Source organism: Bacillus sp. YC2, from assembly GCF_019891195.1.
Taxonomy (GTDB): domain Bacteria; phylum Bacillota; class Bacilli; order Bacillales; family Bacillaceae; genus Bacillus.
This window is the reverse complement of the sequence record NZ_JAHXDO010000001.1, coordinates 202,883-221,134: the sequence shown is the minus strand read 5'-3', so window position 1 is coordinate 221,134 and position 18,252 is coordinate 202,883. Positions and strand designations below refer to the sequence as shown.

Sequence of the window (18,252 nt, the reverse complement as noted above, 5' to 3'; positions counted from 1 at the left end):
ACTGCCGCGATGAATTCATTATTGGCAGAACAGCTCACTGTCGGCTATGGCGACCGTTTGATTGTGAAAGATTTGCAAATCGCCATACCTAAAGGAAAAATCACAACATTAATCGGTCCTAACGGCTGCGGAAAATCGACGGTTCTCAAAACGATGTCCAGAATCATGCGTCCGAAATCCGGCGCCGTCTATCTTAACGGACAGGCGATCATGCAAATGTCTACCAAGGAGATAGCGAAGGAAATGGCGATCCTTCCGCAGACGCCTGAAGCGCCGAGCGGGCTGACCGTATACGAACTTGTCTCCTACGGCAGGTTTCCGCATCAGTCCGGAATGGGGCGTCTGAGTGAAAAAGACCGCGATATGATCAAGTGGGCCCTTGAGGAGACGGGAATGGCCGCTTTTCATGACCGTCCGATCGAGGCGCTTTCAGGAGGGCAGCGGCAGCGTGTGTGGATCGCCATGGCGCTTGCTCAAGAAACAGAGCTGCTTCTTCTCGATGAACCGACGACATATCTGGATCTTGCCCATCAGCTTGAAATTTTGCAGCTGCTGGATCAATTAAATAAAGAGCAGGGCCGCACCATTTTGATGGTTATTCATGATTTGAACCATGCCGCACGTTTTTCCCATTACATGATCGCGCTTAAAAAAGGGAGGGTCATTAAGGAAGGGACTGCGGAGGAAGTCATGACACCCGGCATTTTGGAAGAGGTCTTTCATATTGACGCGCAAATCGTCAAAGACCCGCGCACGAACAAACCCGTTTGCTTAACCTACGATTTAATCCAGCAAGAAAGCGTAACGGTGTAACGCAAAAAACGCAGCCATCCGGCCTGCGTTTTTTTTAGTGTGCCCGTGTGTTTTTATGGCCGGAAAAACATTTATCCAGACCGAAAAATACGGCGGCGACGATCAGCTCTTCTGTCGTAGACAGCCAAACATTCCCAATCAGCTCATCTGTCGTATAGGCGGTCATCCAGAGAAATAACAGCTGAACGGTGCTGGCTGAAAGGACAAAAGACAGCCTGCCCGTTTTAAAAAAAGTGAAGCTATGTATCATCAGCCGTTCAAACGGTTCAAAGAATAATCCGAGAATAATAAAAAGCACGGCAAAAAGCAGGACGTACGCAATTGACCCATAGCTCGTCCCCGCTAAAGAAAACACTGTCATCATTACGATAAAATAACCGAAAAATACGGCTGCCGCTGCTGCCGCATATTGAAGCACCTGAAGAAAAAACTCTTTCGGGTTGTGTTGAGTGATCATCTGTTCAGCTCCTTTTCACACAGAGGAAACTTGCAGAGACGAACCTCTGCAAGTCAATTTGTGTCTTTATTTTTTCTTTTTCACAACAGGATGTTTTTCTTTTGAAAGGATATCCGTAAAGTCTTTGCCTAAATCAAGATGCTGCTGAACGAATGTCTCAGGAAGCATGGCAAGCCATTGGTTCAGTGACACATCGGCATAGTGATCATCTTTAAAGATTTCTAAGAAAACAAGCGGCTCATCTCCAAGGTTCTCAACATAGTGGCCCATCGCGAATGGAACGTAACCGACATCGCCCGCCTGATAGTTAAAGGTTCTCGCATGCCCGTCAGAAGCAAACACCGTCATACGCGCTTTGCCGGAAATATAATATTGCCATTCATGCGTATTCGGATGCCAGTGCAATTCTCTCATTGCGCCGGGTTCTACCACAACAAGCGCTGAAGCAATTGTTTTTGACACTTTGAAGTTTGTAGAATCGGCGATATATACTTTACCGCCGTCTGTTTCCGCAGTCGGCCCTTTATCGAGGAGACGGTAGGTGAATGGGTAAGGCGGTTTGCCGTTCGGCCCTTCTGTAATGTCATCCTTCAGGCAGCCCGGAACAGGTTCTTCAAAGATATATTTTTCTTTCGCCGGAAGATTGGCAAGCTCCTTCTCCGTTACCCCGAAGTTATTCGCGATAACATCCAAAGGCGTATGGGCAAGCCAGTCAGTCACTTGGAATGTGCTGTTTTCTGAGAATGAGCCGTCATCAAAGACCAGGAGGAATTCACAGCCTTCTTTCAGCGCCTGAATGGAGTGCGGCAGACCTGACGGGAAGTACCATAAATCCCCTTCCTTCACATCATCAATGAAACTGCGGCCCAGTTCATCAACAATAGTAATCCGAGCTTTGCCTGTAATCATATAAGCCCATTCCGCTTCCTTATGCCAGTGAAGCTCGCGAATCGCGCCCGGTTTCAACCGCATGTTGACAGAAGCCAGGTTTTTTGAGATCGGCAGCTCGCGAACGGTTACCTCACGGGCGTAACCGCCTTTTTCTAACCGATTGTGAACATCTGAGAAAGAGAATTTCATGTTGTCGACTGTACCGTGATCTGTTTCCGGCGGCACCAGCATATCAGGGTTTTGCCGGTCCCTTTCAAGGTTGCGGGGAATGGTGACTGTAGCCCCTTTGTCTCCTCTGATCGGCTGCGGGATATTGCAGTTGTTTTCTTTTGACATGTAAATCGTCTCCTCTCAAACTATGTTTTTTGCCAGAAAGAGAATGTGAAAGGCCTTTCGTTTTCCCTTCTGTTTAGTTAAGTGATGCGTTCTGATGAAAAGTCAACTTCGTTCGAAAATTAATTTTTCATCTTCTGGTCTTTCAGTTCCGTCATCAGCTCGATCAAGTGGTCAAACTTTTTCTCAAACCGGGTGAGAAGGTACATGGCAATAAGTGCAGGGAAACCGAGATTGCCGATTTGTCTCACAACTTCTTCTATAAAAACCTGATCCATTTCCAACCACCTCCTGACTTGATCAGCAGTCGTATATATAAGTGAAAGAAAGAACGGATATCGTAAACCTGAAAGCCGGGAGCGGTTCTTTTTTTTGCTCAGATAAAAAACTGGGCCATAAGGGATACGACACCTTAGTCGGAAAGGAGTAGTTTACTTTTTTTTGCTTTCTTTCATTTAATGTAATTAGGAGGCGGTTTTATGGACTATCAAGTTCTGTTACGGTCAAAATGCAAGGAAATTATGAAACACCCTATTGTCAAACATTTTTTGAGCGACCCGCAGCATTACGAGCAGTTCAAAAATGTGATGGAACACTCAAATGAGAAGGATGCAAAATCACTGGACGAAAATTTTAAGCAGTTTTATAAGGAAATCCGGATCATTAAATATATGAACTCTATGATCCGGATTTTCTCCATCGACTTTGACAAGCGCATCCGCAAAAACCAAAAGCGGTATCCGCTGACGGTTGATCAGCCGGAAGGGGGTGAGCCGCTTCCTTATGAAATGGGGAAAGACGCGTATGAAGAGTTTTTGCGGCAGCAGGGAGATTTGAGCCAGCATGTCCAAAATCGGGATTTGTACGAAGCGCTTCAAACATTAACAGATAAACAAAAAAGTGTATTAACGAACATTTATCTTCACGGGGCGACAATGAAGGAGATTGCCGAGTCGTTAGGCGAATCGCGGCAAAACATTTCCAATATTCACAAAAAGGGGCTGGACAATCTCAGAAAACAGCTGGACAAGCAAAAAAAGGGGGAAAAGAAGCAGTGAACGGGCCATTTGATTGCAACAAAGAGAAAACAGATACTGACGAAATGGAATACCTCATTTCACGTTTTTCACCAATGATAAAAAAAAAACTGAGCAATACTTCTTACCAGGAAAGAGAGGATTTGGAACAGGAACTGAAGATCAAGATATTTGAGAAAGCGGACATGCTGTTATGCCAGGAAGTACCGGGATTTTGGGAATTTATTCTTCATTTTATTAACGAAAGCTCCTGAGGCGAACGGCGGCTTCAACTATATTCCGCCATCACACACGAGAAAAACGAGAGCAGCTGTCCGGTCTCGTTTTTCTTTTCTGTGCCCCGCATTACCTCCGCACTAAAAAAGTACCAAATCTCATCCATATAATGATATGATGAAAAAAAACAGAGAGAAAGGAACGTCAAAGTGGAAAATGCGTCAATTTTAATTGTAGACGATGAGAAGGCGATAGTTGATATGGTCAAACGCGTTCTCGTCAAAGAAGGCTACCATAACGTAACGTCGGCCGGAAGCGCTGAGGAAGCCATCGAGCATGTCAAACATGAAAACGTCGATCTGATCGTGCTGGATGTCATGATGGAAGGGATGTCCGGTTTTGAAGCGTGCACGGAAATAAGAAACTATACCGACGCTCCGATCTTTTTTCTGACTGCCCGGTCGTCTGACGCGGACAAGCTGTCAGGATTTGCATTGGGAGCAGATGATTATATAACGAAACCGTTTAACCCGCTCGAATTGGCAGCGCGCATCAGAGCGCACTTAAAGAGAACGTATAAGCGGGAAGATAAAGAAGCCGGAAAGACGTATTCTTACGATTATTTCTCGTATTCGCCGCAAAACGCCGAGCTGATTGTCGGCGGCCAGCCCGTCAGCTGCTCCGCGCAGCTTCTGCAATTGCTGCAGTTTTTCTGCGAGCATCCCAATGTGGTGCTTTCAAAGGATCAAATCTATGAAAAAGTATGGGGTTACCCGTCTTACGGTGACAACAATACGGTCATGGTGCACATCCGCAAGCTCAGAGAAAAGATTGAGAAGGACCCAAGCAATCCAGATTATATCGTGACCGTGCGCGGCCTCGGCTACCGGTTCATTCCTGATCAAGGAGAAAAAGGAACCGAATCATGAGGATGCGCGGGAAATTTCTGCTCCATTTTTTCGGGCAGCTGCTGCTTGTCATCCTGCTGATTACCGCCATGGCCATCGCTTCGTTTTTCTATTTGGATTGGCGCTTCAGTGAAGCCGAAGCCAACGCCGGTCTTACAAAAGCGACGGCTGACTCTTTTGAAGCATGGCTTGATAAAAATGAGGACGGCTCATGGGATGTCGATGAATTTTTAAAAATGTCGGTCAGAAAACAGCATGGCTGGCTGCAAATTATTAATGACCAGGAAAAAACAGATTACGCTTACCGTGTGCCGAGGGATGTGCCGAGCCATTACAGCAGAAAAGAGCTCTTATCCATTTATCAGAACAAAAATTTTGACAACTATAAGCTGAACTATTGGACCGTCACGATTAATGATGAGACCTATTTAATTTTGTTCGGCTGGAAATCTGCCAGCGAACAGCTCCTCACATACATCGAGTCGCATGAACCGTCCCTTTCTTCGCTTTCTCAATACAAAAAAAGCACAAAAGATTTTATTGAACGGGAGAAAGGCGCGGTGTATCTTCTTGAGGTCAACGGCAGACTGCTCGGAGATATCAACAGCACGAAAAAAGAGCGGGAAAATATAAATGAACTTGAGCTTTTGAAATACAGTTCAAAGCCTTGGAATTATAAGCGGGAATTTTCCTTTAAAAGAATTGATAGAACAAAATGGATGGTCGCGACGGTTCCGAATCCCGTTTATATTCCCGATCATGAATTTAATAAATCATTTTTGAAAAATGTGCTGAAAACCCTGTTTCTGCTGATCGGAGTATTGGTTTTCATGATTTGCATGCTGACGATTTGGTATTCCTTCCGTTTCGGATGGCCGCTTTTTCACACGATCAGATGGCTCGTCAACTTATCGAAAGGCCGGCTTGAGGAGCCGCGCAACCGAAAAGGCCGCCCGGTCAGCAAAAACAAGAAAGGCAAAACAAAGCAGCCGTTCCGCTTTTTCTCCGAGATTTTCGAATCAATGGATCAGCTGACAGACACGCTGAAACGGGATAAGGAAAACAGGGAAAAAATTCAGACGACAAGGGAAGAATGGATCGCCGGTCTGTCCCATGATTTAAAAACGCCGCTCAGCACGATATACGGCTACAGCATGATGTTGGAGTCAAAACAATACGACTGGACGCCGGAAGAAGTCAAAGAAATGGGGCAGATCGTCAGGGAAAAATCAGAATACATGTCTAAGCTGATTGAGGACTTAAACTTGACATACCGGCTGAAAAACGCCGCTCTGCCGATCGAAAGAAGAATGATCAGCGTCGTTCCCTTTATCAGAAACGTCACGAATGATTTTACGAAAAATACATTTTCGGAAGGCTATGACATTACGTTTTCAACGAAAAATGAAGACATTCTTTTCGCAATTGACGAAGCGTGGTTCCGCCGCATCCTGGAGAATCTGCTGGCGAATGCGGTGAAGCATAATAAAAAAGGAACGGCCATTCAGGTCGTGCTTGAGGAATCCGCCGAACAGCTCATTCTGAAGGTCAAGGATAACGGCAGAGGGATGGACGAAGAAACCATCCATCAGCTGTTTAACCGCTATTACCGCGGAACGAATACGAAGGGTCCGTCAGAAGGCACGGGGCTCGGGCTTGCGATTGCCAAGGAGCTCGTTCATCTCCATAACGGAACCATCCATGTCAACAGCAGAATCAACGCGGGAACAGTAATTACGATTCTTTTTAAAAAAGATTGAGTTTGGACGCCGCTTTGTCGGGAATAACAATAAGAGAACGACGAGCAAATGAGGTGTTCAAACATGGAAGCAGTATTACAAGCAGATACGAGAGCAGTTATCGGAGAAGGCCCTTTATGGGACAAGGAGAAAGAATGCCTGTACTGGGTGGATATTTTGGGCAACCAGCTCCATATGTTCACCCCGGCTGACGGTATAAACCGTTCCGTTAAATTTAAATCGTTTGTGACGGCGCTTGCTTTGTATTCAAAGGAAGAATTGATCATGACAATGAAGGACGGATTTTATCTATATCATCTTCAGGAAGACACATTAACGAAAATGAAGCGGCCGAAGGATATGCGGGACGGCATCCGCTTCAATGACGCGAAATGTGATCCGTCCGGAAGGCTTTGGGCGGGAACGACGAGTATGGAAGGAAAGGAGGAGGAGGCTTCGCTGTACCGGTTCAACACGGACAGCAGCCTTGTGAAAATCAAGGATCAAGTCTCCACCTCCAACGGATTGGACTGGGACCGAAATCGAAACCTGATGTACTATATCGATACCCCGACACAGGAAATCGTCTGCTACACATACGATCCGGAAACGGGAGACGTATCAAATCCTAAAACCGTCTACCGGTTTCCGGAATCGAAAGGGTCTCCTGACGGGATGACCATTGATCGAAACGGGATGCTGTGGGTGGCTTTATTCGGAGGCGGACGGGCCGTTCAGATTGATCCATTTCAGCATAAAGAAATCGCGTCAATTGACGTCCCCGCAAAGTACGTCACCTGCTGTGCATTCGGAGGCAAAGAGCTGAAAACATTGTATATTACGACCGCGACGGAAAAAATGACGGAAGCCGAGAGACTCGAACAGCCGCACGCGGGCGGCCTGTTTTCCATCGAGCTTGAGACGGGGGGCTGGGAGCCGGTCCCTTTTGCAGGCGTTGTATAAAAAAAGCCCGGGCACATCTGAGGGGACTGACCCCCTTGTGCCGGGCTTTTTTGTGCGGTTAGATGGAGCGGATAATGCCGCCCTCGACCCTTTGTGCGGTACCGTTAATGGCAGAAGCCGCCTCAGACGCGAGAAATACAATCGTATTGGCCACTTCCTCAGGAGTCGCGTAACGCTGAATGAGCGATGTCGGCTCGTTCACTTTGAAATAATCTTTGACAAAGGTATCTGTATCTTCACCGGCAGCTTTTGCGGCCCCTTCCATGTATGAAGCGACGCCCTCGGTCCAAGTGGGTCCCGGCAGCACGGAGTTGACGGTGACTTTTGTGCCTTTTGTCATTTCCGCCATTCCTCGGGATAAACTGATCAAGGCTGTTTTAGTCATTGAGTATGGAATCATTTGCGCAAGCGGTTTGACACCTGCTTCACTGGAAATGTTCAAAATCCGCCCGCTGTTTCTCTCAAGCATTTGCGGCAGATAGCGGCGGCACAGGCGGACGGCACTCATAACATTCACCTCGAAATACCGGCTCCATTCTTCATCTGTTACCTCGGCAAAGTCCTTCACTTCGAAAAAGCCGAGGTTATTCACGAGAATATCCGCTTCTCCGATCCGGCTGACCTGTTCTATCAGCTCGTCGGCCTCCTCTTGGCGTGATAAATCGGCGGCAATGCCGTGAACCGTACCGTAAGGGGAAAGCTCTTCAACCGTCCGTTCAACGGTGTCTTTTTTTCTCCCGTTCACAATCACTGAGGCTCCTTCGGCTAAAAAGCTTTTCGCGGCGGCTTTTCCGATGCCTGAAGTTGACCCTGTAATGAGAACGAGCTTCTGTTCAAGCTGTAATTGCATGATGATCCTCCCTTTTGCGCGATAATGTAACAGTATACACGATGGATTTTAGTGTTTACGAACAATCTGCTTTCATGCAAAAAGGACTGATATACAAGCTTGACAGACATATAGTATAATTACTGCGAAAAAAGGATACGAATGTCAAAGGGACAATCGTTTATCATAAGCAGGGGGAATACAAAGAATGAAAAAAATCACCGCAATCTGGACGGCGCTGCTTGTCACCGCGGTCCTGACAGCCGGCTGTTCCGGCGGCCACGAAGAAGGAAGCCGGACAAAACAAAAGGCCGTCTCAACCGAGGCATTCCCGGTTACCATCAAGGATGCTGCAAATGAAAAAGTAACTATTCAGAAGGAACCGAAAAAAATCGTTTCGCTGATGCCGAGCAATACCGAAATTACATACGCTCTGGGGCTTGGAGATAAGGTCGTCGGCGTGACGACAAATGATACATATCCAAAGGAAACAAAAAAAATCGCGAAAGTCGGAGATATGAATATTAACGTCGAGAAGGTGGTCGCGCTGAAACCTGATCTCGTGCTGGCACATGCGTCATCCATGTCGGCTTCGGCTGATGCGATGAAGCAATTAAAAGATGCGGGAATCACCGTCCTGACGGTCAATGATGCGCAATCATTCCAAGAAGTGTACAAGTCTATCAATATGATCGGAAAAGCGGCCGGCAAAGAGAAGCAAGCAGACCGCTTAGTCGGAAAAATGAAATCGGACCTTTCTGCCATAGAAAAAAAGGCGGATTCCATTTCTGAAAAAGATGAAAAGAAAGTATTCGTCGAGGTGTCTCCTGACGGCTACACGACGGGCAAAGGCACGTTTATGAACGAAATGCTTGAGGATATACACGCGAAAAACGCCGCCGGCGGCCAAAGCGGATGGGTGCAGCTGACGGATGAAGCGATTGTGAAACTGAATCCTGATGTGATCATTACGACGGACGGCGTAAAAGCCGCTGAAGTGGAAAAACGCGCCGGCTGGGGTGCCGTTAATGCGGTGAAAGACCATCATGTATATTCTGTTGATCCTGACCTTGTCACACGCTCAGGCCCGCGCCTTGCAGAAGGGGTCGAGAAACTTGCAGAAAGTGTTTATCCTGACACGTTTAAAAAATAACCGCGCACTGGCATATACGATAAGCCTTTTGTTTTTAGCCATCTGTATGATGCTCGGCATCTCTATCGGGAGTCTGCGTATTCCCGTATCCGATGTCGTTATGATTGCAATCGGCCGGACGTCCTCTGTTGATCCTATGTACACGAATATTATGATGAATATCCGTTTGCCGAGAGTTGTTCTCGCGGCTCTTGTCGGAGCAGCGCTTTCGATCGCGGGGGCGGCTTTTCAAGGGCTTCTGAAAAATCCGCTCGCCGATCCGTATACGCTCGGTGTTTCCTCAGGCGCCTCCGCGGGAGCTGTCATGACCTTGTTTTTCGGTATTCAGATTCCCTTCTTCGGACGCTTTACACTGCCGGTTATCAGTGTCGCCGCAGCCCTTGCGGCCATGGCGGCGGTGCTGTTTTTCAGCCGGCTCGTCCATGCGTCCATGTCTGTTTCAACGCTCATTTTGACCGGTATTATCATGAATTCATTTTTAGGCGCCCTCATTTCTCTTGTGATCGCCTTAACGGGAAATGATCTGCTGCCGATCGTCCGCTGGCTGTTAGGCAGCGTGTCGATGAGGGGCTGGGGCTATGTCGCGCTGTTTCTGCCTTTTTTTCTGGCCGGGACGGCGCTTTTGCTCATCAACGGAAGAGAATTAAACGTCATGACCTATGGAGAGGAAAAGGCGAAGCTCTTGGGCGTCAGTGTCCGGAGAAGAAAATTGCTCATGATCATTGCCGGTTCTCTGCTGACGGGAGGAGCCGTGGCCGTATCGGGAACCATCGGCTTTGTCGGCCTTGTCATTCCTCATGTGACACGGCTTCTATGGGGGACGGACCACCGCCATCTGCTGCCGCTGTCTGCATTGACGGGCGGCGGTTTTCTCATCCTGGCAGACTTGTTTTCCCGGACCGTGATTGAACCGGTCGAATTGCCGATCGGCATTATGACGGCCTTGGCGGGAGCGCCCGTATTCGCACTGATACTGCTTCGTCAGCATCATGGAGGGAAACGCTTATGATAGTGGTTAACAGCCTGACCGGAGGATACGGGGAGCGGCTGATCGTGAAGGATGTCAGCTTTACGGCTGAAAAGGGTGAATTCCTGGGCATTCTCGGCCCGAACGGCTCCGGAAAAACAACGCTCATGAAATTGCTGACAGGAATGATGGCTCCGGCAAAAGGGAATGTGCTTCTCTGCGGAAGGCCCGTCGGCGCATATAAGCCGAGGGAGCTTGCGAAAATCATGGCCGTTTTGCCGCAGCATACAGAACAAGCCTTTACATTTACCGTGAAAGAAACGGTGTCCTTCGGCAGATATCCCTTTCAAAAAGGGCTATTCAGACAGACGAATCAAAAAGACGAAGAAATCGTTCAAGATGCGATGGAAATGGCGGGCATCGCTCAATATGCGCATCACCCCGTCCAGCATCTGAGCGGAGGAGAACGGCAGCGTGTCTATTTGGCTCAAGCCTTGGCCCAGCAGCCGGATGTTTTATGCCTTGATGAGCCGACGACATTTCTCGACCTCAAATATCAAAAAGACCTGCTCGATATCGTAAAGCGGCTGACGAGAGAAAAAGGGCTTACGGCAGTCAGTATTTTTCACGATCTTAATGCCGCAAGCCAATACTGTGACTATCTGCTGATGATGAAAGAAGGCTGCGCTTATCCGAAACAAACGCCGGAGCAAGCCTTGACGAAACAGAAAATCGAAGACATATACGGCACAAGCGTCAGCGCTTTTCATCAGGAAACATCGCCTAAACCGCTTATCGCGATTGTGCCGGAGGATGGGAATGAAAAAGGGCCGCGATCCGTTCCCTTTTCATCTCTCATAAACAAAAGAGGCAATACTGTGACACTGCATACAGACCGGCCGCTGAGATTATTGTCAACGGCGGCTGACGGCACAGGTTTCTCATGGAGCCGCCGGCTTGTCAGCGCATGCGGCGGCAAAGAGAACGATTATGTTTGCCGCACGTTTGACTCGGTATGCATTGCCGTGACAGCGCATCACAGCCTTTGGGTGCTGGTCAGCGGCTCTTTATCTGATCAAGCGTTTGCAAGGCTTTTAATGGCGGCGAGTGAAGCGAGAACGCAAGCTCTTTTCGGCAAACAAGCAAAAGGCGATATTGTCATTGCCGCTTCGCAAACCGGACATGAACCGGATATCAGCCATGCGGAGCAGATCATCCGCCGCGGCGTGAAACAATGCGTAAAAGCAGCGGAAGAAGGAGGGATATAGCCATGAGACTGTATACGAAAACAGGCGATAAAGGACAAACGAGCCTTATCGGCAAAAGAACGGACAAAGATAGTCTCCGGGTCGAAAGCTACGGGACGATTGATGAGCTGAACAGCTTTGTCGGGCTCGCGCTCGCGGAGCTTTCCGGCTGCACGGACTGCAGCGATCTGGAAGCCGAGCTGCAAAACATTCAGCATGAGCTGTTTGACTGCGGCGGCGACTTGGCGACGGTTACCGAACATAAGGAATACAAACTGAAAGATGAATCGGTTTCCTTTTTAGAAACCTGTATTGACCGTTACACGGCTGAGGCGCCGCCGCTTGAGAAATTTATTCTGCCTGGCGGGCACAAGGCGGCTGCGCAGCTGCATATCGCGCGGACCATCACGAGACGGGCGGAGCGGATCGTGGTGAAACTGAGAAAAACTGAAAACATAAATGAAGCGGTGCTGCGTTACTTGAACCGCCTGTCAGATTATTTCTTTGCTGCCGCGAGAGCAGTAAACGCAAGACAAGGTGTTAATGATATCGAGTATGAAAGAAGCGCTACCGTATTCCGAGACGATAAATAAGTTTTTCACAGCCGGTAAATTCGCCATGCCGGCTGTTTTTTTATTTATCGCTCAATTGATCCCCTATTGCCCATAGGAAAATGTATCTTATGAATTATTGACTGAAAAATGAAACAATGAGATATTATAAGAAACATTGTAAAAAAATGGGGGATTTGATAGATGGATACATATAATAAGAGCGAGAGCATCTGGCATAAAAATTTTACCTTTCTGTTTATCTCCAGGCTTATCAAATTGTCCGGAGACGGCTTTGCCTTTAATTCAATTCTTTGGTTTCTGATTTTTGACGGGGAAGGCGCGATCGGCACAGCGCTTTTAATTGCCGTTACATTTCTTCCGGAGGCGATGCTGGCGCCGATTACCGGGCCATTTATGAAGCAGCATACGCTGAAATTCTGGATGTACTTCTCTGATATCACACGCGCTGCGGTCGTCTTAATCATTCCGATCTGTTATTTCAACGGATTCTCGCCCTTGTGGTTTGTCATGCTTCTGATGATTGTCCATTCAGCGACTGGAGCTGCCTATAATCCCGCCTCTATTTCCTTAATCCCCAATATTGTCGGAGAAAACAGCCTGCAGAAAGCGAATGCGGTTATTCAGTCATCCGGCCAGATCGTGAGGCTTGCCGCGATTACGTTAAGCGGGGTGTTTTTAACCTTCATCAGTCCCGTCTATTCCATGTTTATTGCCTTTATATTCTATCTTCTATCAGGTTTTCTCGTTCTTTTTATTACATATCAAGTGACTCAGGCAAAAACGGAGGCTGTCGCCGTCAAACAGCGGGGGACCTATTTGGGCAGGCTCAAACGGGGGTTCACCCTTGTCAGAAAGCACCAGATTTTATTTCCGCTTGCGATTTACTGTATCTTCATGAATTTTGCGGCCGCTCCGTGGGAAGCGCTCTCGGCTGTATATGTCTCGGAAGAATTAAACATGCCGCCGCTTGTTTTCTCTCTCCTGAAGGCGACGGGCACCGGAGGAGCGTTTTTAATGGGATTTATTTTGGCTAAGGTGAAAGTGAACAAATACGGGCTCTTATTTGTATCGGCGGGGATCATTGAAGGTGCCGCGTTTTTCATCACCGGCATAAACACGTTTTTGCCGCTCGTATTCTTCGCAGCCTTTGCGTTCGGTTCTGCGGTCAGCGCCATCAATGTACCGGAATATACCATTATCCAGACCTCTGTCGATCACGATGATCAGCCGCAAGTCTACGCGGTCATTCATATGATCTCTAATATCTCCATCCCGCTCGGCGCCGTCCTCTGCGGATATGCCGCAAATGCTTTCGGTTCCGGTAAAGTCATCGCGGCGGGCGGTTTGGTTGAAGTGCTTTCGGGAATCGGCATCTTGCTCTTTACGAAGCTGGCGAAAGCGGAACGCTCTGATTTAATCAGAGAAAAAGAAGCGAGCATCCGAATATAACATACTAAAAAAACGCCGTCTACAGCGGCGTTTTTTTATTTGGGGTCCGGGGTCTTATACGACTCCGGTCTGACATGAAAATCAATCTCTGACTTGTTTTGCCGGCGATCCGTTTTGTTTATAGTAAAGACAAGGAAAACGAAAGGAGGATATACATGAATATAAATGTAAAAACTGCAGGCGGTTTTCTGCTTATCGTGTTTGGACTTTCCGTCTTTTTCGGAGGAGGCCATTTCGCTTTTATCATCCCGCTCGTTATCGGCGGCCTCTTACTGTATTGGGGAATCAAACGCTTTTCAAAAGGCAGCGCCGTAACAGGTATCATCGCCGGATTATTCGGGGCGATGATTCTCGTCGCTTCTCTTCCGTTTATCGTTGCGATCGGTCTGGCGGGAGCCATGGTGTACTTTGGCTGGAAAATGATGAAGCAAGGCAGCTCATCCGCTGACGTCCGCTCATACGAGCCGGAAACGGCATCTCCCGGCTATCAATCTAATTTTGATTCAGAATGGGAAGAATTTTTGAAGAAAAAATAAGGAGGAATAAAAAATGGTCTTAAAAAGAATAAGAGATATGTTCGTCGCATCTGTTAACGAAGGGTTGGATAAATTAGAAAATCCAAAGGTTATGCTGAATCAATATGTGCGTGATATGGAGAGTGACATCGCCAAGGCAAAACAAACGATTGTCAAACAGCACACGATCGTCCATCAGTTTAAGAAAAAGCAAGAAGATGCTCACGAAACGGCGGCTAAGCGGAAAAATCAAGCCCAGCTCGCTTTTGATGCCGGTGAGGAAGAGCTTGCGAAAAAAGCTCTGACTGAAATGAAATACCTGGAGGGGAAAGCGGCTGAACATGCAGAGGCCTATGAGCAGGCGAAAACACAGTTGGCCGAGCTGAAGGAACAGCTTGATACGCTTGAAACGCGCCTTCGTGATGTAAAGGATAAAAAACAGGCGCTCATCGCCCGCGCCAATGCGGCAAAAGCGAAAGAGCATATGAATGCATCTTTCGATAAGATTGATAATGAGAGCGCCTACAGAGAGTTTCTGAGGGTTGAAAACCGCATTGAAGAAATGGAAGTCCGCGTAAAATACGGCAATTCAGCAGAGGCAAATACAGAATACAGCCGCTCGCAATATTCGGACGAGGTGGAGGCAGAGCTTGAAAAGATGCGCTCGCTGTCCTTGAAAAAAACAGATCAGCCGACAGCTGTCAGTGAATAATGTGCAAAAGGGAAGATCGGCGTGTAAAGCCTCTTCCCTATATGCACGTATCAATTATCCGGCTTTTCCTTTATAATAAAATGAATAAAAAAGGATGGAACGTAATGAAGCCCATGTTTGGCAAATTGCTGATTACGGCAGGCATCCTCATTTGCTGCTTGTTTTTGGTGAAAGATGTTTTTGCAGAGCGGCTTTTTCCGCTGAACGGGACTGAAGCAGAATCGGCAAGCGTTTCACCGCGGGACATCAGCAGCCTTTCGGTTTCTTCAGAACAAATGGATGTGAAAATCATTGCCGAGACGCGCAACGACATTGCGGCACACGTAACAGGCCCATCCGGAAAACTGTTTGTCCGCAGTCAGGGCAAAACGTTAAACCTCACGGCAAAGGAAAAAGGCTTTCAATTTTTGAATGTCTTTCACCGCTCTCTTTTAATCGTCCGCATTCCATATGAATATAAGCGGGACATTACCGTCCGTTCTTCAAGCGGAAACATAGAAGTTGACGGAAACAGGGGATTAGGCCTTGCTCACCTTGGCGTCCGTTCCTCAAGCGGCAGCATGACATTAAAGCAGGTGCGCGCTGAAACATTTGAAGCGAAGGGATTATCAGGCCATCTGACGGCATCCGATCTTTCCGCAAAAACCGCAAATGTCCGCTCATCCTCCGGAAATGTCAATTTGCATCATGTGGCGGGTGCTCTTAACGTGCGGGTTACTTCAGGAAATGTAAATGCTTCGCTGCAAGAAGCAAATGCTCCCGCGTCCGTCAGGCTTACGAGCGGCAGCGCAGCAATCAGCCTGCCGAAAGACGGGAATTTTACGGTCAACGCCGAATCGGCAAGCGGAAATATCAAACCGTCTTATTCATTTGACGAGACACATCAAGAAGGCGAAAGGCTCACCGGTGTCAAAGGGAACGGGGCTCAGCCGATCGAAATAAAAGTCATAAGCGGAAATGTTGCATTACAATAGACAAGATCGGCACTGGAAAGGAGGCGTAAGCAGCTGAAATGGCAAAAAAACAGATTCTCGGACTTATCATCGCCTTATTAGGCATCAGCATGTTCTTACGTATTATCGGCATCGGCGATTTCCTGTTTTGGCCGCTCTTTTTTCTGATTGCAGGCTATATTTTCAAAAAATATTCGCGCAGCTGGTTCGGCTCCGTCCTGTATATCTTCGCCGCCTTTTTGTTTTTAAGAAACCTGTTCAGCGTCACGTTTAACCTGTTCGGCTATGCTTTCGCTGCTTTTCTCATTTACGCGGGCTACAGGCTTCTCAAAGGAAAACGTGTGTTTGAGCACAAAGAGAAGAAAATCAATCTGGAAAAAGAAGAAGACCCGAAGCCTTCTTCCCAGCCGGACAGCAGACACCCGGATCTCCGCAGCTTTTTTATCGGCGAGCTCAGGATGATGAAGGACCCGTTTGATTTGAATGATTTAAATGTATCCGGTTTTATCGGCGATGTGAAAATCGACTTGTCAAAAGCCATCATTCCGGAAGGCGAAAGCACGATTACAATCAGCGGCGTCATCGGCAATGTAGATGTGTACGTCCCGCCTGATATTGAAGTCGCCGTCAGCTCTTCCGCTTTTATCGGCGATATGAGTCTGCTCGGTTCTAAAAAAAGCGGCATGAGCACGAAGCTGTATACGGTATCCCCTGATTACGGCGATTCGCCGCGGCGGATTAAAATATCAATTTCTTTATTTATCGGCGATGTGGATGTGAACTATTTATGAGGAAAAAAATACTCGCCAATATCCAGTGGCGCGCCATGCGGATGACAACGGGCATCAGCCTGCTCCTTTGCGCTGCGTTTATCACGCTGATGCTTTTATACTACCAGCTTGATCCGGTGCTGCTGCTTTCCTCCGGATGGTTCGGCATTCCGTTTGTTCTCATCTTGCTTTTAACGAGCCTTGCAGCCGGGCTGATCTCCGGATATATGTACGGAAACCGCCTTAAAACGAGAATAGATAAGCTGATTGAAGCGATTTTAAAATTTGAAAACGGCAATTTTGCTTATCGGGTGCCGCCTCTCGGTGATGACGAAATCGGTTTGGCGGCAGATCAGCTCAACGAAATGGCCAAGCGGGTTGAGCTTCAAGTCACATCGCTGCAAAAGCTTTCGAACGAGCGGGCGGAATGGCAGGATCAAATGAAGAAATCGGTCATCTCTGAAGAACGCCAGCGGCTGGCGCGTGACCTTCATGATGCCGTCAGCCAGCAGCTCTTTGCCATCTCCATGATGACGTCCGCCGTCTTGGAACAGGTGAAAGACACTGATGACAAAATCGTCAAACGGATAAAAATGGTCGAGCATATGGCGGGGGAGGCGCAAAACGAAATGAGGGCTCTGCTTCTTCACCTGAGGCCTGTCACGTTAGAAGGAAAAGGGCTGAAAGAGGGGCTGATTGAGCTGTTAAACGAGTTCAAAGCAAAGCAGCCGCTTGATATTGAGTGGGATATTCGCGACACGGGTGTGTCAAAAGGCGTGGAAGATCATCTGTTCAGAATCGTGCAGGAGGCGCTTTCCAACGTATTCAGACATTCCAAAGCGACAAAGGTCACAGTAAGGCTCGGCGCGAAGCATCAGCAGCTGCAGCTTAAGGTGATTGATAACGGGGCGGGTTTTACGATGGATCAAGTAAAGGCTTCCTCTTACGGTTTACACTCTATTAAAGAAAGAGCCAGTGAAATCGGCGGTATAGCGGAAATTATTTCTGTAAAGGGAAAAGGCACGCATGTCGACGTGAAAGTCCCGATTTATCAGAAACCAGAAGGAGAGAACGACAGTGATTCGAGTGTTACTAATTGACGATCATGAAATGGTCAGAATGGGACTGGCCGCGTTTTTAGAAGCACAGCCTGATATAGAAGTCATCGGCGAAGCATCAGACGGTCAGCAGGGAGTCGATCTTGCCGCAGAGCTTTCACCCGATGTGATCTTAATGGATCTTGTCATGGAAGGCATGGACGGCATTGAAGCGACGAAGCTTATCTGCGCCAGACTGGCCGATCCGAAAATCATTGTGCTGACAAGCTTTATTGATGACGACAAAGTATATCCTGTCATTGAGGCGGGAGCCCTCAGCTACTTGCTGAAAACATCCAAGGCGGCAGAAATAGCCGAAGCGATCAGAGCGGCTGCGAAGGGAGAGCCGAAGCTTGAATCGAAGGTAGCCGGAAAGGTGTTATCAAGGCTGCGCCATTCAGAAAACACGCTTCCTCATGAAACGCTGACAAAAAGAGAGCTGGAAATCCTTTGTCTTGTCGCGGAAGGAAAGACGAATAAAGAAATTGGCGAAGAGCTTTTTATTACGATTAAAACGGTGAAAACCCACATTACGAATATATTATCAAAGCTTGACGTCAGTGACCGGACGCAGGCCGCGGTTTACGCCCACCGCAATCATCTCGTGACATAAACGAAGGAGAGCGCG

Annotated in this window: 21 protein-coding genes; 17 read left to right on the top strand and 4 right to left on the bottom strand. The window is 47.8% G+C overall.

What is annotated here, in order from left to right; genetic code table 11:
* The first annotated feature begins 9 nt into the window (after positions 1-9).
* A complete protein-coding gene (locus tag KY305_RS01130; protein ID WP_223060989.1) occupies positions 10-813 on the top strand; it encodes an ABC transporter ATP-binding protein in 804 nt (267 codons plus the stop codon).
* Between the two features lie 34 nt (positions 814-847).
* Here KY305_RS01130 and KY305_RS01125 read toward each other — a convergent pair whose 3' ends face one another.
* The 3 genes from KY305_RS01125 to KY305_RS01115 all read right to left on the bottom strand — a co-directional run bounded on the left by KY305_RS01125 (position 848) and on the right by KY305_RS01115 (position 2,772).
* Entirely contained in the window at positions 848-1,270 is a 423-nt protein-coding gene (locus KY305_RS01125; protein ID WP_262417516.1) for a regulatory YrvL family protein, read from the bottom strand.
* Positions 1,271-1,336: 66 nt separating this feature from the next.
* The gene (locus KY305_RS01120; protein ID WP_223060988.1) at positions 1,337-2,497 is read right to left on the bottom strand and encodes an oxalate decarboxylase family bicupin; all 1,161 of its coding nucleotides are present in this window, start codon (positions 2,495-2,497) and stop codon (positions 1,337-1,339) included.
* A 119-nt stretch (positions 2,498-2,616) separates the two neighbouring features.
* Positions 2,617-2,772 carry a YvrJ family protein gene (locus KY305_RS01115; RefSeq protein WP_064485277.1) on the bottom strand — a complete coding sequence of 52 codons (156 nt, stop codon included), beginning with the start codon at positions 2,770-2,772 and terminating at the stop codon, positions 2,617-2,619.
* 243 nt (positions 2,773-3,015) lie between these two features.
* Between KY305_RS01115 and KY305_RS01110 the strand changes: the two genes are divergently transcribed.
* The 5 genes from KY305_RS01110 (at position 3,016) to KY305_RS01090 (ending at position 7,357) form a co-directional block, all read left to right on the top strand.
* On the top strand, positions 3,016-3,552 hold the full coding sequence (locus KY305_RS01110; protein WP_214803671.1) for a sigma-70 family RNA polymerase sigma factor: 537 nt from the start codon (positions 3,016-3,018) through the stop codon (positions 3,550-3,552).
* A complete protein-coding gene (gene rsoA, locus KY305_RS01105; RefSeq protein WP_223060987.1) occupies positions 3,549-3,785 on the top strand; it encodes a sigma-O factor regulator RsoA in 237 nt (78 codons plus the stop codon). Before KY305_RS01110 ends, rsoA begins: the two co-directional genes overlap by 4 nt.
* A 171-nt stretch (positions 3,786-3,956) precedes the next feature.
* The gene (locus KY305_RS01100; protein ID WP_223060986.1) at positions 3,957-4,676 is read left to right on the top strand and encodes a response regulator transcription factor; all 720 of its coding nucleotides are present in this window, start codon (positions 3,957-3,959) and stop codon (positions 4,674-4,676) included.
* Positions 4,673-6,415 carry a HAMP domain-containing sensor histidine kinase gene (locus KY305_RS01095; RefSeq protein WP_223060985.1) on the top strand — a complete coding sequence of 581 codons (1,743 nt, stop codon included), beginning with the start codon at positions 4,673-4,675 and terminating at the stop codon, positions 6,413-6,415. The genes KY305_RS01100 and KY305_RS01095 overlap by 4 nt, the downstream gene beginning before the upstream one ends.
* Positions 6,416-6,478: 63 nt before the next feature.
* A complete protein-coding gene (locus KY305_RS01090; protein WP_223060984.1) occupies positions 6,479-7,357 on the top strand; it encodes an SMP-30/gluconolactonase/LRE family protein in 879 nt (292 codons plus the stop codon).
* A gap of 58 nt (positions 7,358-7,415) precedes the next feature.
* Here KY305_RS01090 and KY305_RS01085 read toward each other — a convergent pair whose 3' ends face one another.
* A complete protein-coding gene (locus KY305_RS01085) occupies positions 7,416-8,207 on the bottom strand; it encodes an SDR family NAD(P)-dependent oxidoreductase (RefSeq protein WP_223060983.1) in 792 nt (263 codons plus the stop codon).
* A gap of 187 nt (positions 8,208-8,394) precedes the next feature.
* On the opposite strand from KY305_RS01085, the gene KY305_RS01080 reads away from it, so the two are divergent.
* The 11 genes from KY305_RS01080 to liaR all read left to right on the top strand — a co-directional run bounded on the left by KY305_RS01080 (position 8,395) and on the right by liaR (position 18,237).
* Positions 8,395-9,339, top strand: coding sequence for an ABC transporter substrate-binding protein (locus KY305_RS01080; protein WP_223060982.1), 945 nt, complete (start codon positions 8,395-8,397; stop codon positions 9,337-9,339).
* Positions 9,302-10,348, top strand: coding sequence for a FecCD family ABC transporter permease (locus KY305_RS01075; protein WP_223060981.1), 1,047 nt, complete (start codon positions 9,302-9,304; stop codon positions 10,346-10,348). The genes KY305_RS01080 and KY305_RS01075 overlap by 38 nt, the downstream gene beginning before the upstream one ends.
* Positions 10,345-11,574 (top strand): ABC transporter ATP-binding protein, encoded by a 1,230-nt coding sequence (locus KY305_RS01070; protein ID WP_223060980.1) that lies wholly within the window; start codon positions 10,345-10,347, stop codon positions 11,572-11,574. The genes KY305_RS01075 and KY305_RS01070 overlap by 4 nt, the downstream gene beginning before the upstream one ends.
* A gap of 2 nt (positions 11,575-11,576) precedes the next feature.
* The gene (locus KY305_RS01065; protein WP_223060979.1) at positions 11,577-12,146 is read left to right on the top strand and encodes a cob(I)yrinic acid a,c-diamide adenosyltransferase; all 570 of its coding nucleotides are present in this window, start codon (positions 11,577-11,579) and stop codon (positions 12,144-12,146) included.
* Positions 12,147-12,308: 162 nt separating this feature from the next.
* The gene (locus KY305_RS01060) at positions 12,309-13,577 is read left to right on the top strand and encodes an MFS transporter (protein ID WP_223060978.1); all 1,269 of its coding nucleotides are present in this window, start codon (positions 12,309-12,311) and stop codon (positions 13,575-13,577) included.
* A 155-nt stretch (positions 13,578-13,732) separates the two neighbouring features.
* Positions 13,733-14,113, top strand: coding sequence for a protein liaI (locus KY305_RS01055; RefSeq protein WP_223060977.1), 381 nt, complete (start codon positions 13,733-13,735; stop codon positions 14,111-14,113).
* Between the two features lie 13 nt (positions 14,114-14,126).
* Entirely contained in the window at positions 14,127-14,804 is a 678-nt protein-coding gene (gene liaH / locus KY305_RS01050) for a stress responsive protein LiaH (protein ID WP_214803154.1), read from the top strand.
* A gap of 104 nt (positions 14,805-14,908) precedes the next feature.
* Complete coding sequence (gene liaG / locus KY305_RS01045; protein WP_223060976.1) at positions 14,909-15,778, top strand: LiaG family protein; 870 nt, start codon at positions 14,909-14,911, stop codon at positions 15,776-15,778.
* 38 nt (positions 15,779-15,816) lie between these two features.
* Entirely contained in the window at positions 15,817-16,548 is a 732-nt protein-coding gene (gene liaF / locus KY305_RS01040; protein ID WP_223060975.1) for a cell wall-active antibiotics response protein LiaF, read from the top strand.
* Positions 16,545-17,627, top strand: a complete 1,083-nt coding sequence (liaS, locus tag KY305_RS01035) for a two-component system sensor histidine kinase LiaS (protein ID WP_223060974.1) — start codon at positions 16,545-16,547, stop codon at positions 17,625-17,627. The genes liaF and liaS overlap by 4 nt, the downstream gene beginning before the upstream one ends.
* Complete coding sequence (gene liaR, locus KY305_RS01030; protein WP_223060973.1) at positions 17,605-18,237, top strand: two-component system response regulator LiaR; 633 nt, start codon at positions 17,605-17,607, stop codon at positions 18,235-18,237. The genes liaS and liaR overlap by 23 nt, the downstream gene beginning before the upstream one ends.
* The last annotated feature ends 15 nt before the right edge of the window (positions 18,238-18,252 follow it).

Bases quoted from the DNA above. Each gene is read 5' to 3' on its own strand.
- KY305_RS01130 (WP_223060989.1), top strand. From the start codon at position 10: ATGAATTCATTATTGGCAGAACAGCTCACTGTCGGCTATGGCGACCGT.
- KY305_RS01125 (WP_262417516.1), bottom strand. From the start codon at position 1,270: ATGATCACTCAACACAACCCGAAAGAGTTTTTTCTTCAGGTGCTTCAA.
- KY305_RS01120 (WP_223060988.1), bottom strand. From the start codon at position 2,497: ATGTCAAAAGAAAACAACTGCAATATCCCGCAGCCGATCAGAGGAGAC.
- KY305_RS01115 (WP_064485277.1), bottom strand. From the start codon at position 2,772: ATGGATCAGGTTTTTATAGAAGAAGTTGTGAGACAAATCGGCAATCTC.
- KY305_RS01110 (WP_214803671.1), top strand. From the start codon at position 3,016: ATGAAACACCCTATTGTCAAACATTTTTTGAGCGACCCGCAGCATTAC.
- KY305_RS01095 (WP_223060985.1), top strand. From the start codon at position 4,673: ATGAGGATGCGCGGGAAATTTCTGCTCCATTTTTTCGGGCAGCTGCTG.
- KY305_RS01090 (WP_223060984.1), top strand. From the start codon at position 6,479: ATGGAAGCAGTATTACAAGCAGATACGAGAGCAGTTATCGGAGAAGGC.
- KY305_RS01085 (WP_223060983.1), bottom strand. From the start codon at position 8,207: ATGCAATTACAGCTTGAACAGAAGCTCGTTCTCATTACAGGGTCAACT.
- KY305_RS01080 (WP_223060982.1), top strand. From the start codon at position 8,395: ATGAAAAAAATCACCGCAATCTGGACGGCGCTGCTTGTCACCGCGGTC.
- KY305_RS01070 (WP_223060980.1), top strand. From the start codon at position 10,345: ATGATAGTGGTTAACAGCCTGACCGGAGGATACGGGGAGCGGCTGATC.
- KY305_RS01065 (WP_223060979.1), top strand. From the start codon at position 11,577: ATGAGACTGTATACGAAAACAGGCGATAAAGGACAAACGAGCCTTATC.
- KY305_RS01060 (WP_223060978.1), top strand. From the start codon at position 12,309: ATGGATACATATAATAAGAGCGAGAGCATCTGGCATAAAAATTTTACC.
- KY305_RS01055 (WP_223060977.1), top strand. From the start codon at position 13,733: ATGAATATAAATGTAAAAACTGCAGGCGGTTTTCTGCTTATCGTGTTT.
- liaH (WP_214803154.1), top strand. From the start codon at position 14,127: ATGGTCTTAAAAAGAATAAGAGATATGTTCGTCGCATCTGTTAACGAA.
- liaG (WP_223060976.1), top strand. From the start codon at position 14,909: ATGAAGCCCATGTTTGGCAAATTGCTGATTACGGCAGGCATCCTCATT.
- liaF (WP_223060975.1), top strand. From the start codon at position 15,817: ATGGCAAAAAAACAGATTCTCGGACTTATCATCGCCTTATTAGGCATC.
- liaS (WP_223060974.1), top strand. From the start codon at position 16,545: ATGAGGAAAAAAATACTCGCCAATATCCAGTGGCGCGCCATGCGGATG.